A 12954-nucleotide genomic window follows, 5' to 3' on the forward strand; every position below is an offset into this window, starting at 1 on the left:
TGTTAAGAGAATTTATTTAACAAGAAGTGATAATATTCCTGATTGTATTAAAGAAAAAGTTGAATTAATTAATATTCATCAACTTTGGCAAAATAAAACAAAAGAAGAACAAGATGAAATTTTATTTTTACTCGGTATAGATAAAAATAAATTAGAAAATTTAAAGCATAAAAGTATCGTTTTATTCACACAGCCACTTTCAGAAGATAATGTTTTAACTGAAGAAGAGAAAATCGCTCTTTATAAAACTATCATTGGAAATTATGATCAAGAGAAACTTGTAATTAAAACACACCCAAGAGAAACTACAAACTATCGAGATTATTTCCCTAATATTGAGGTTTTTAGTGAAAATTACCCATCTGAAATTTTAGATGTATTAGGTATAAGATTTGAAAAAGTGGTAACAATTTTCTCCACAGCTGTATATGTATACTCAAAAGAAAATATTATTTTTTATGGTACAAAAATACACCCTAAATTATTATCAAGATTTGGAAGGATAGAATATGAATAAGTTATTTTTGTCTAAATTTATTTTAGCTTTATTAGATTTTATTATATTTAATGCTTCTTTTTCATTATCTTTACTAATAATATCCTATTATCATCATGGGTATGATCAATATTTACCTATTTACGAAATAGATGATAGATATTACATTCATATGCTTTTAGGTTTTCTTTGTGTTGGATGGTTTGCTATTAGGCTAAGACATTATACTTATAGAAAACCTTTTTGGTTTGAGTTAAAAGAGATTTTTAGAACACTTCTTATCTTTGCGGTTTTTGAACTTGCAATTGTTGCATTTTCTAAATTATATTTCTCTAGATATTTATGGTTTCTTACTTGGGGAATCACTTTTCTAATTTTCCCTTTTGCAAGAGTATTTGTAAAGCATTTGTTAATAAAGCTTAGTTGGTTTGTTAGGAATACCGTCATAATTGGTGCTGGAGATAATGCTTTTGATGTATATAATGCCTTGAAAGATGAACCTTATTTAGGTTTAAAGGTAATATGTTTTATTTCTGTATCAAATACTACTAACGTCAATGTGGTATCACTGGATATTCCTATTTTAGATAATACTAATTCTTGGAAATCAAGAATGAAGAAGTCAGATCAATTTATTATTGCTCTTGAAGATAATGAAGAAGTAGATAGGAATAATTGGTTACGTTATTTTTCCACAAATGGATATCGTTCTGTTTCTGTTATTCCTACATTGAGAGGTTTACCTTTATATAGTACGGATATGTCTTTTATGTTTAGCCATGAAATGATGTTATTACGAATGAATAATAATCTGGCTAAACTATCTTCTCGTATTTTGAAACGAACCATGGATATTGTTGGCTCCTTAGCTATTATTATTATACTTTTTCCAGTGTTGCTTTATCTGTATTTTACAGTAAAAAAAGATGGTGGTAATGCTATTTATAGGCATCCTAGAATTGGTCGTAATGGAAAAATATTTAACTGTTTGAAATTTAGATCAATGGTTGTGAACTCTAAAGAAGTGCTAGATGAATTGCTAAGAACAGATCCTGAAGCAAGAGCTGAATGGGAAAAAGATTTTAAATTAAAGGATGATCCTCGCATTACTAAAATCGGTGCTTTTATTCGCAAAACAAGTTTAGATGAATTACCTCAATTATTTAATGTTTTAAAAGGCGAAATGAGTTTAGTTGGGCCTCGTCCAATTGTAATTGATGAGCTAGAGCGTTATGAAGAAAACGTAGATTATTACTTAATGGCAAAACCTGGTATGACAGGGCTTTGGCAAGTCAGCGGACGTAATAATGTCGATTATAATACTCGCGTTTATTTTGATTCTTGGTATGTAAAAAATTGGTCACTTTGGAATGATATTGCAATTTTATTTAAAACTGTAAATGTGGTTTTAAATCGTGATGGCGCTTATTAGATTGTAAATTGGGAGGTGTGCTATGAAATTAGGGTTATTTTTTGGTGCTGGGGCTGAAATTAGCTATGGGCTACCCAGTGGTGGTAGCTTTGCCATCGATTTATTTAGACAAGATACAACGCAATATAAGGATAACTTACGAAAAGAATTAAGTAAAATAAATAGTAAATCTATATATGCCGCAAAATGGTTGCCTGATGAATATGTTAATAAACCAATATATGCTTTTGGTAAAAACGAATTTGGTACTATTATTGAATCTTCCATTCAATATAAAAGAGATAAAATTATTAGTCGATTAAATAACTTTGATTCTTTATTCGAACAAGCCATTAAGTCTTTAGATATAGATAAAACTATAATAGAGTCTAAATATTATGAATTAACTAATAATAATATCGGAGATGTTTTATATACCCATAATATAAAGCTGAATCCTATATTATCAAATAGTGTAACTTTGTTTGATTCAATATATTATTCTGGGATTTTAGAGGTAATAAAAAATAATAAAGATTGCGATGATTTAAGACAGTATGCAACAGCTTTTCTACAATTATTAGTAGGGGCTCATGGACATGAATTAGTAAAACAACTTAATGAGGAGTTATTTACTAATTCCCCCGATAATTTACCTATTTTTGATGATATATTTGGTATGTTTAGATTGGAATTCAATCAAGTTGGTGCTGTAGCTCTAGATCTATTATTAAATCACAAAAAAGAATTTGAGATAGATGAAAATGCAGAGCTTCATTGTATATTAACAGCTTTAGCTAAAAAATCATTAGAATTAATTTTTATTGATGTTTTGGATTACCAAAAACTAATCGATGAGCATTTTAGGTATTTATTTGCTCCTAAAACAGAATGGGCAAAATTTACGAAAATGGCTATTTTTCTTGAAATTGCTAGAGATTATATAAAGAAGAAAGTTCCTGCGAATATAGATGGAAAAGATGGATATTATAATGATTTAGATACATGTAAAGATAATGTAATCGCTATTGGAACTTCTAATTATAATAGTCTTCTTTCTCTTATTCAGCCTAGTTTATCTGAGAAAATTACTTATTTGAATGGAAGCGTAAGTGATTTTTATAATCCATATAAAAATAATATCGTTCAATTTATTGATAAGCCTGATGACTTAGAACAACTTCACTTTCCTTTTATTCTTACTCAAAGTGGCTTAAAACCTTTAACTTCGGTAGAAATGTCTAGACGGTATGTTAATCTATTCGACTCATTTAAAGAATCTGATGCAATTATAGTTGTAGGATTTAGATTTAATAGTGATGATGGACATATTAATGGGTTATTCCGCTCATTAATTGAAGAACATAATAAAAAAATATTCATTGTTGGTATTGATTCAGAAAGAAAAATTAAACAAACAGCAATAGGTAACCTAAGAATTGATAAAAATATATCTAATATTATACCTGTTGCAGTGGATGGAGAAACACGGAAAAAAGATGATAGCTTGTGGATTGATTTTATTATAAATACACTTCAAGCGTCAGGAGAAACTAATGATTAAAATTCTTGTAACAGGCGGAGCCGGCTTTATCGGCTCCGCCGTTATTCGATATATTATTGAAAATACACAAGACAGCATCATCAATGTGGATAAACTGACCTATGCAGCAAATTTGTTATCTCTGCAATCGATTGAACATAATTCACGTTATGTATTTGAACAAGTGGATATTTGCGATGCGAAAGCGTTCGCACGAATATTTGAACAATACCAACCGGATGGCGTTATGCATTTAGCCGCAGAAAGCCACGTGGATCGTTCGATTAAAGGGGCGGAGGCATTTATTCAAACGAATATCATTGGCACTTATACTTTATTAGAAGCGGCTCTAACATATTGGAATGAATTGAATGCCGAAAAAAAAGCAGCATTCCGTTTTTTACATATCTCAACCGATGAAGTCTATGGTGATTTAGAAGGCTCGGACGATTTATTTACCGAAACCACACCTTATGCACCAAGTAGCCCTTATTCAGCTTCTAAAGCCTCTAGCGATCATTTAGTGAAAGCCTGGCATCGCACTTATAGTTTACCAACTATTATTACTCATAGTTCAAATAATTACGGTTTTTATCAATATCCTGAAAAATTGATTCCATTAATGACTTTAAATGCATTAAAAGGTAAATCTTTGCCGGTATATGGAAACGGTTTACAAATTCGAGATTGGTTATTTGTGGAAGATCATGCTAAGGCTCTATATAAGGTAATGAAAGAAGGCAAAGAGGGGGAGACATACAATATTGGCGGAAATTGTGAAAAGGCAAATATTGAGATCATTCGTGCTATTTGCAGCTTATTGGAAGAGCTCGTGCCAAAGAAACCTGAAAACATAGCGAAATACGAAGATTTAATCACTTATGTGAAAGATCGTCCTGGACATGATGTGCGTTATGCGATTGATTCGACTAAAATTCAGAATGAACTCGGTTGGCAACCTCAAGAAAGTTTTGAGTCAGGACTAAGAAAAACCGTAGAGTGGTATATAAACCAATATATTAAAATTTCTTAAATCTTTATAGGAAGAAAATAGTATGACACAACAAACATTTTCTATTTATTTGTTAAAAGATGAATACAATGATACTAATTGTTTTAAAACACAATATAAAGAAAGGCTAGAAAAATTAGAAAGAAATCAATAGAATAATAATACTATTGAAGATGCTTCATTATTTCTACAGAAAATATCCCTAAACCTCCTTAGGCATCAGCTTCTAGCTTGGTACAAAAATCTGCTTATGCCGTTGCAACTCACCTTTTTCTAGTACGATGCTACTCTTCGGGACTTTAAACAATTTGCTGAGATATTTAAGCAGATGAGCATTTTCCGCTCCATCCACAGGAGGGGCAGTAATCGCGATTTTTAACTCTCCATCGTGTAAGCCAACAATTTGATCTCGGCTGGCTTTCGGTTGCAGGAAAATGCGCAACCGAATGCCATCAGGATTTTCTACTTTTTCGACGGCTCGCATTACGCAATTGCCCACAATACGCTGAAGATCTTATAGAATACGTTGTTAAGCAAAATTAACACAAAGCCAAGAACCATTACAGAGAAATCTAACATTCCCGTGCGAGGTAAGATACGGCGGATAATACCTAAGACAGGCTCAGTGATTTGTGCCACCATATAATCAAGCGGATGGTTGCCTTGAGTTACCCAGCTCATTAACGCTCGGATCAAGGTGGTAAAGAAAAGAATTTGCCCGAAGGTTTTAACCACGCCTAATACACCCGCTAATACAGCAAGCGGAACAGATAAACCGAAAACAATCCATTTTTCCGCCATCAGTAATACTACCGCCAATAAAATTGCTGCGAAGTTAATGCCTTTGCGGGTTGGGATGACTTTTTTGATTGGAGCAAGCACGGGTTCACTCATTCTCAATAATGATTGTGAAAGTGGCATTCGAGGATCGACTCGGCAAAATTCTAGCCAGGAGCGCAGAATTAAAATAAAGGTGAAAAAGCCGATAATGACCGACAAAATTGAACCGATTATTTCCATTTTATTTCCTTTTATTTTTTAGTTTTTGATATAAGTAAGCGGTCAATTTCTGTAAAACTTTTGCAAAAATTGACCGCTTGAGATGAAAATGCTTAATTAAGCTTCTGCTGGGAAATCCCACCAAATATCGAATAATTCGCTTACTTGTACATTTTGTAAGCCATTATTTTCTAACCAAGTTTTTACTAATTGGCGGTGTGATTCATCACATTTACCAATTTTTTCTAAGCACACTAAACCTTCCCAAACGAGGTAGCCGTTGCCTTCATAAGCAAGACCATTTGCTTTAATCACTTCATCGATAAAACGATCAACTGTTGCATCAATTTGGTCGATGCCAGTGCCTTCCGCAAAGTTAAATTTTACTAAAAAGCCCAATTCTTGGAATTCTGCTAAGTGCATTTTTTTACGCTGACGTGCGTTACGTTGAATAGCCATATTTTTCTCCTTATGGTGTATTCGTTTGAAATTAGTGAAACTTGAATGGGCAAAAGATGGTTACATTTTGCTATTTTTCAAGCCTTTTTCACCGTTTGTTTATTATTTTTTGAGGAAATATAAATCCCAAACACCGTGACCGAGGCGATGTCCGCGCTCTTCAAATTTAGTTAGCGGGCGGAAATCAGGGCGAGGAATAAAATCATTCGTTGCCGAAGTGTTCCCTAATTCATTTTCAAATTGGCGTAAGACTTCAAGCATATGTTCTGCGTAGTTTTCCCAGTCCGTTGCAAAATGAATAAAACCATTCAAGCGAAGTTTGGTTAATACGCGAGTAATAAACTCTGGTTGCACAATACGGCGTTTGTGATGTTTTGCTTTCTGCCACGGATCAGGGAAATAAAGTTGCAAGCCGCCAAGTGTGCCATCGGCAATACTATCACGCAAAATTTCGGTAGCATCGTGGCAAATTACACGCAAGTTTTTCACGCCTTTTTCTAACGCATAGGCAATACAAGCCCCCACACCTGGTGTGTGAACTTCGACCCCAATGTAGTTACGATTTGGATTCTGTTCTGCCATTTCAACTAATGAACGCCCCATTCCGAAGCCGATTTCCAGAATAACAGGGTTATTGTTGCCAAAAATAGCTTGGAAATCGAACGGGGTATTTTGATAATCTAAGCCGAGATTTGCCCAGTTATTGTTCATCATATCGCGTTGATAATCACTCAAACGCCCTGTTCGCAATACGAAACTACGTACTTTGCGTAGGTAACGACCATCTTCGGTAAATTCCGCTTGCTCAACGGTTTTACGCTTTTTATCTGCAAAGGTAATTTTTTCTGACATTTTTCTCTCAATAAAAAAGCACTGAAAATTCAGTACTTTTGGTATTTTAGTGTAGGGTGTGTGGATTAAAAATTCACGTACATTTTACGAAAATAATCAGAAAATCAACCGCTCACATGCGTGAACTTTATTCACCCCTACAAAAATTATTAAAACCGCACTAACGCTGAACCCCAAGTCCAGCCACCACCGAAAGCTTCAAGCAACAATAGTTGACCACGTTGAATACGCCCATCACGCACAGCTTCATCTAATGCCACAGGAATAGTCGCAGCACTAGTATTACCGTAGCGATCTACTGTGACCACCACTTGATCTAACGACATCTCTAATTTTTCTGCAGTTGCAGTGATAATGCGTAAATTCGCTTGGTGAGGCACGAGCCAATCTAAGTCGCTTTTATCTAAATTATTTTCGCGTAAAGTTTCTTCGACCACATTCGAAAGCTCGCGAACTGCCAATTTAAAAGTTGCATTGCCTTGCATTGAGATAAAGCCCGATTTTGGCTCGGTTCTCTCTGCGTTTGGTAAGACGAGCGATTCTTTAGTGTCAGCTGAAGCATGTAAATGGGTCGAGATAATGCCTTGTTCTTCGCTTGCTTCTAAAATCACTGCACCTGCACCATCACCGAAAAGCACCACTGTGCTGCGGTCGGTTTCGTCTAATTTGCGAGAGTTGAGGTCGGCTCCCACCACTAACGCCTTTTTCACTTTACCTGTGCGGACGAATTGATCGGCGACGCTTAATGCATACACAAAACCTGTGCAAGCGGCTGCGACATCAAATGAAATCGCATCGTCAATGCCAAGCAAGCCTTGGATTTGGCAAGCGGCACTTGGATATGCGTGTGAATTGCTGGTTGTTCCCACTACAATTAAATCAATTTCTTGCGGATCTAAATTTACTTGTTCTAAACATTTTTTCGCCGCTTCAAAGCCCATTGTCGCAACGGTTTCATCTGCGGTGGCGATACGGCGTTCTTTCATACCTGAACGGGAGACAATCCACTCATCTGAAGTGTCCACCATCTTTTCTAAATCAGCATTAGTTCGAACTTGCTTAGGTAAATAACTCCCTGTCGCTAAAATTTTGCTGTTCATATTTTGTTCTCAACGATATTTTTTAATTATGGGAAATTTGACTATTATAGCCTGAAATAGCCAAAATTTATAGGAAAACAAGCGGGCGATTTTAGGGAAAGTTTTACAAATCAGTGAGCTAAACTCACCAATTTTTGCTGAATACGCTCTGGGATTTTGTGCTCAATCTGCTGAACGGCATACTCAATCGCATAGAAAAAAGCATTAGCACTCGCTCCACCATGACTTTTTACCACTACTTTTGATAAGCCAAGCAAAGTCGCCCCGTTGTGTCTATCTGGATTGATTTCTTGCAACTTGCGATAGTAACGATACAAAAACGCCTTCATAAAGAAATTTTTGACCAACGAACAGAGAGGCGAACCCTCTTTTTCTTTATGCAAAGAGATAATATTTTTCGCGGCACCTTCCAATGCTTTCAACGCCATATTGCCGCTAAAACCATCGCAAACAATCACATCCGCCAAATAATTCATCAGCTTATCACTCTCAATAAATCCACGATAGTTGATGTCATAACGTCTGTGCAGAATTTTGTTTACATCACGCAATACTTGCGTGCCTTTACTCTCTTCCGTACCAATGTTCAGCAAAGCAAGACGAGGATAAACCAAGCCCAAAATAGTTTGCGCAAAAATATTGCCCATTTCAGCAAATTGCAAAAGTTGCTTTTGATTAACCTCGACATTCGCCCCTAAATCAAGCATCACGGTAGATTTACCATTCATCGTTGGAATAAGCGAAGTGAGTGCTGGACGATCAATATTTGGCAGAGGAGCAATCAATAATTTTGCCAAACCAAGTAGAGCACCTGTATTACCACCACTTACACAGCCTTCCGCTTGCCCATTAGCAACCGCTTCAATAGCTAAACGCATAGAACTGTTTTTGCTTTGACGCATCGCCACTGAAAAAGGGACTTCAGAATCAATGGTTTTGTCTGTATGCTGAAATTGAATACGAGATTGCAGAGTTTCAGGAAACACTTTCAGAATTGGATCAACCTGTTGCTGATCACCAAATAGAAGAAAAGTAAGCCTTGGATTAGACTCCAATGCTTTTTGTATGGCGGGCATAGTAATACGGGGACCAAAGTCCCCGCCCATGACATCTAACGCAAGAGTTAGATGATTCAAGTTAAACCTCTAAAAAGGAATTACTTGTTGATTACTTTACGACCACGGTAGTAACCGTCAGCAGTAACGTGGTGACGTAAGTGAGTTTCACCCGTTGCTTTATCTACTGATACTGCAGCAGTTGTTAATGCATCGTGTGAACGACGCATATCACGACGTGAACGAGATTTTTTATTTTGTTGAACAGCCATTGGCTATACTCCTAAGTTAGTTCTTTTTTAAATTAGCTAATACAGCGAACGGGTTCGGTTTTTTCGCCAGTTCTTCAGGCAATTCGCCAAAAACCTGTTCCTGCGTGGACACTTCACAGTGTGCAGCATCATGCATCGGGACTAGAGGCAATTCAATGATAAACTCATCTTCAATCATATCTAGTAAATTTACTTCACCAAACTCATTGGTTTCAATTGGTTCATAAATTTCGGGCAAATCGTCCGCCTGATTCATATTTGACACTGGACTGAAACAAAATGTGCAGTCGAGCGTTTGCGTAAATGGGTTACCACAACGTTGGCAGTCAAGCTCCACATCAATTGTCGCCGTGCCTTTAATCACCACGAGTTTTTGCGGATCAACATATAACGAGAGAGTAACTTGTGCATCGCTTAGCACTTGACCAACAGATTCACCCAAACGGCTTAAAAGGTTCTTCGGAAAGTATCCTTCATAATCCATTCGACGCTGAGCGTCTTTATATGGGTCAATTGTTAGGGGTAGTTTTACCTTTTGCATAGAGTCAATATATTACAGATAGAACGTCAAATAGTCAAAAGGAAAATCGGCTTTTTTAATAAAATTCTCTTACGTTACTCGTTAAGCTTTATTTCTAAACAATGTCGAATTCGTTATAATTCTGCTGTTCATTTTCTTTTCAAACAAGGCAATTTATGCAAGTTATAAAAAACAATACTACTTTCCTAGTTAGCTTATTAAGTGCGTATTTAATCTTTCTTGTCATTAGTTTTACGAATGACCTTATCGCATTAAAATTTATTCATGATATTGAAAATGGGGTTATCTCTGAGTACATCGATGCTTTTGACAGATACACAGCCGTATTTAATATTATCCTTTTCATTCTTCTCATTACAGTTTTTATCAATGCAGGGATTTGGTTATATCGTAGCCATAAGAGATTACGTGTTTGGGGTGCTAAGAACTTAAAATTTAGTGATGCCAGCTGTATTTGGTGGTATTTTGTTCCACTTATGAATTTAGTAAAACCTTACCAAACAATGAAAGAAACATGGTTTGCAAGCCAAAATCCTAAAAATTGGTCATTACCCTCTTCGCCTATATTATTAAAAGTGTGGTGGGGGTTATGGATTGTTTCAACAATTGTAGATAATGCTTATTTCAGACTTTCTTTGCGATTGGAAAATCCAACGCTTGGGGAACTCAGCTTTTTAACTAGCCTTTCTGCTTTTTCAGGTCTTATGAGTATTGGTGCAACGATTACTTTTCTATCTGTTGTAAAACACGTTAATCGTATGCAATTAGATTATCAAGATACCGTCTAAGAATCAGAAAAAGCCTAATCAATCTCTTTCAAGCGGTTATTTTCTCAAAACAATTTGCAAAAAATTAACTGAAAATAACCGCTTATTTCATTCAAAGATAGAAAAGATCCAAAAAAACTGCTACCTTAAGCATTATTTGACAACGATTCTTAATTAGAGAACATTTTATGATTTTTTCCATCTTTGCCATTATCGCTTACACGGCAGCGTTGCTCTGGATTACTCCTACATTGGCAAACATTGAAAACCAAAATAGTGATAAAAAACCGAACATCAAAGCCGTTTTTTCTATTGGCTTGCTTGCCGTTGCTTGCCACTTTATTAGCACCTCGCAAGAGCTGTTTTTAAGTGAAGGTCAAAATTTTACGCTTGCCAATGTAAATGCATTGATGAGCCTATTATTAAGTGCTTTTGCAACCTTTACATTGCTCAAATGGCGAACCATCTGGTTTCCGTTGATGATTGTTTACACTTTCGGGATCTGTAGTGTGACAGTAAGCCTAGTTGCAACAGGAAATTTCACCAAAAATATTTCCGAGAATGCAGGCTTAATTTTCCATCTTGGTATCGCTCTGTTCTCTTATGCCCTCTTTTTCTTAGCGTTGATTTACGCCTTACAACTTAAATGGCTCGATCGTAAACTCAAAAGCAAAAAACTCTTTTTCTGTGCCATGCTACCACCATTGATGACGGTTGAACGCCACTTTTTCACTCTCACCCTTGCGGCACAAGCAATGCTCACGGTTGCCTTGGTGACAGGCATGATCTATCTGCACAACTTCTTTGCCCCTGAACAAGTGCACAAAGCTATCTTCTCTTCATTAGCTTGGATTGTCTATGCCGTGCAACTACTCGGGCAATGGAAATTCCGCTGGCGTGGAAATCGGGTGCTTATTTACTCTATTTCGGGTATGATATTACTCACAATCGGCTATTTTGGTAGCCATCTGGTGAAATAACCAGAACGGTAAGCGGTTGAATTTATTTTGTTTTTTTGCAAAATACTAACAAAATTCAACCGCTTGAATATTTACAAACATAGGAAATTTATTTTGGACAGTATCCCCCTGAGTACGCTTTTTATCACGCTTGCCATTCTTTTAGCCCTCTCGGCATTCTTCTCTGGCTCTGAAACAGGGCTAATGTCACTTAACCGCTACAAAATGAAACATCTTGCCGAACAAGGGCATAAAGGTGCGGTTTTAGCCAGCAAACTGCTTGAAAAAACCGACGTTTTATTAAGTTTTATCTTAATCTGTAATAACCTTGTAAACATTGCTGCCTCAGCGATTGCAACCGTTATTGGTATGCGTATTGCAGGCGATGCGGGAGTTGCAGCGGCAACAGGGATTCTGACCTTTGTGATGTTAGTATTCTCTGAAATTCTGCCGAAAACCATTGCTGCAATTTACCCTGAACGTATCAGCTTTTTTGTTAGCTACATTCTTGTTCCGCTTAAAAAAATCATCCTACCATTAGTCTTTTTGATGAACTTAATCATCAACGGCTTAATGAAGCTCTTCCGCATTCATAAGGATGAAAACCAAGGCTTAAGTGCAGAAGAACTGCGTGGTGTGGTGCTTGAAGCAGGGAAATTTATTCCAACCGAACACCAAGAGATGCTTGTTTCCATTTTGGATATGGAAAAAGTGACAGTCGAAGACATTATGGTGCCGCGCAACGACATTGGCGGCATTGATATTGACGACGACTGGAAAGCGATTATGCGTCAGCTCACAGGGGCAGCGCACGCCCGCGTGGTAATCTACAAAGGCAATATGGACAAAAACGTGCTTGGGATGCTCCGCGTGCGTGAGGCGTTCCGCTTAATGTTAGAACGAAATGAATTCACTAAAGAGATGCTGATTCGTGCTGTGGATGAGGTTTATTTCATCCCTGAAGGCACATCGCTGACTACGCAATTGATGAACTTCAAAGCCAATAAAGAGCGTATCGGCTTGGTGGTCGATGAATATGGTGACATTAAAGGCTTAGTAACGCTGGAAGATATTTTGGAAGAGATTGTCGGCGAATTTACCACTTCAACCGCTCCAACGCTGGAAGAAGAAGTCAAACAACAAGCCGATGGTACAGTGATTATCGAAGGCTCTGCAAATTTACGCGATTTGAACAAGCTATTTGGCTGGCAGCTGCCTGTGGATGAAGTCCGCACTTTCAACGGTTTAATCCTCGAACACTTAGAAAAAATTCCTGATGAAGACACGGTATTTGAGTTGTATAACCTGAAAGTTACCGTATTAGAAGTAGCGGATAATATGGTGAAACAAGCGAAGGTTGAGCCTTTAATAGATTCTGAAGAATAAAAATAAGCGGTTGAATTTTTGTAAAACATTGCAAAAATCCAACCGCTTTTTAGTAGATACAATAAGGGCGTGAACTTACATTCACGCCCTTTCTATTGTTCA

Annotated in this window: 15 protein-coding genes; 7 read left to right on the forward strand and 8 right to left on the reverse strand. The window is 36.6% G+C overall.

Translation table 11 applies throughout. The annotated features are described in order from the left end of the window. The 4 genes from DPV92_RS08625 to rfbB all read left to right on the forward strand — a co-directional run. A partial coding sequence (locus tag DPV92_RS08625; protein WP_111354517.1) for a glycosyltransferase family 52 occupies positions 1-517 on the forward strand: 517 nt, incomplete at its 5' end. Beyond that, positions 510-1928, forward strand: coding sequence for an undecaprenyl-phosphate galactose phosphotransferase WbaP (gene wbaP, locus DPV92_RS08630; RefSeq protein WP_111354518.1), 1419 nt, complete (start codon positions 510-512; stop codon positions 1926-1928). The genes DPV92_RS08625 and wbaP, both read left to right, overlap by 8 nt. Positions 1929-1950: 22 nt before the next feature. Next, positions 1951-3471, forward strand: a complete 1521-nt coding sequence (locus tag DPV92_RS08635; protein ID WP_111354519.1) for a hypothetical protein — start codon at positions 1951-1953, stop codon at positions 3469-3471. After that, positions 3464-4483: a dTDP-glucose 4,6-dehydratase gene (gene rfbB, locus DPV92_RS08640; protein WP_111354520.1), complete on the forward strand. Its 1020-nt coding sequence runs from the start codon at positions 3464-3466 to the stop codon at positions 4481-4483. The genes DPV92_RS08635 and rfbB overlap by 8 nt, the downstream gene beginning before the upstream one ends. Before the next feature lie 205 nt (positions 4484-4688). Here the strand turns inward: rfbB and DPV92_RS08645 are convergent, their stop codons facing one another. From DPV92_RS08645 to yceD, 8 genes are all read right to left on the reverse strand, one after another. Next, complete coding sequence (locus tag DPV92_RS08645; RefSeq protein WP_111354521.1) at positions 4689-4946, reverse strand: DUF167 family protein; 258 nt, start codon at positions 4944-4946, stop codon at positions 4689-4691. Further along, complete coding sequence (locus DPV92_RS08650) at positions 4946-5482, reverse strand: YggT family protein (protein ID WP_005709451.1); 537 nt, start codon at positions 5480-5482, stop codon at positions 4946-4948. The genes DPV92_RS08645 and DPV92_RS08650 overlap by 1 nt, the downstream gene beginning before the upstream one ends. Before the next feature lie 96 nt (positions 5483-5578). Beyond that, the gene (locus DPV92_RS08655; RefSeq protein WP_111354522.1) at positions 5579-5920 is read right to left on the reverse strand and encodes a YggL family protein; all 342 of its coding nucleotides are present in this window, start codon (positions 5918-5920) and stop codon (positions 5579-5581) included. 102 nt (positions 5921-6022) lie between these two features. After that, positions 6023-6772: a tRNA (guanosine(46)-N7)-methyltransferase TrmB gene (gene trmB / locus DPV92_RS08660; protein ID WP_111354523.1), complete on the reverse strand. Its 750-nt coding sequence runs from the start codon at positions 6770-6772 to the stop codon at positions 6023-6025. A gap of 149 nt (positions 6773-6921) precedes the next feature. Further along, entirely contained in the window at positions 6922-7872 is a 951-nt protein-coding gene (locus DPV92_RS08665) for a beta-ketoacyl-ACP synthase III (protein WP_111354524.1), read from the reverse strand. A 110-nt stretch (positions 7873-7982) separates the two neighbouring features. Next, a complete protein-coding gene (plsX, locus tag DPV92_RS08670) occupies positions 7983-9008 on the reverse strand; it encodes a phosphate acyltransferase PlsX (protein WP_111354525.1) in 1026 nt (341 codons plus the stop codon). A 20-nt stretch (positions 9009-9028) separates the two neighbouring features. Then, positions 9029-9199, reverse strand: coding sequence for a 50S ribosomal protein L32 (gene rpmF, locus DPV92_RS08675; protein ID WP_103853741.1), 171 nt, complete (start codon positions 9197-9199; stop codon positions 9029-9031). Between the two features lie 16 nt (positions 9200-9215). Beyond that, entirely contained in the window at positions 9216-9740 is a 525-nt protein-coding gene (yceD, locus tag DPV92_RS08680) for a 23S rRNA accumulation protein YceD (protein WP_111354526.1), read from the reverse strand. Positions 9741-9895: 155 nt separating this feature from the next. Between yceD and DPV92_RS08685 the strand changes: the two genes are divergently transcribed. The 3 genes from DPV92_RS08685 to DPV92_RS08695 all read left to right on the forward strand — a co-directional run bounded on the left by DPV92_RS08685 (position 9896) and on the right by DPV92_RS08695 (position 12852). Beyond that, positions 9896-10528: a DUF4328 domain-containing protein gene (locus DPV92_RS08685; protein WP_111354527.1), complete on the forward strand. Its 633-nt coding sequence runs from the start codon at positions 9896-9898 to the stop codon at positions 10526-10528. 167 nt (positions 10529-10695) lie between these two features. Beyond that, entirely contained in the window at positions 10696-11487 is a 792-nt protein-coding gene (locus DPV92_RS08690) for a cytochrome C assembly family protein (RefSeq protein ID WP_111354528.1), read from the forward strand. Positions 11488-11580: 93 nt separating this feature from the next. Then, on the forward strand, positions 11581-12852 hold the full coding sequence (locus DPV92_RS08695; protein WP_111354529.1) for an HlyC/CorC family transporter: 1272 nt from the start codon (positions 11581-11583) through the stop codon (positions 12850-12852). The last annotated feature ends 102 nt before the right edge of the window (positions 12853-12954 follow it).

The organism is Pseudohaemophilus paraphrohaemolyticus (assembly GCF_003253115.1).
Classification (GTDB): domain Bacteria; phylum Pseudomonadota; class Gammaproteobacteria; order Enterobacterales; family Pasteurellaceae; genus Haemophilus_A; species Haemophilus_A paraphrohaemolyticus_A.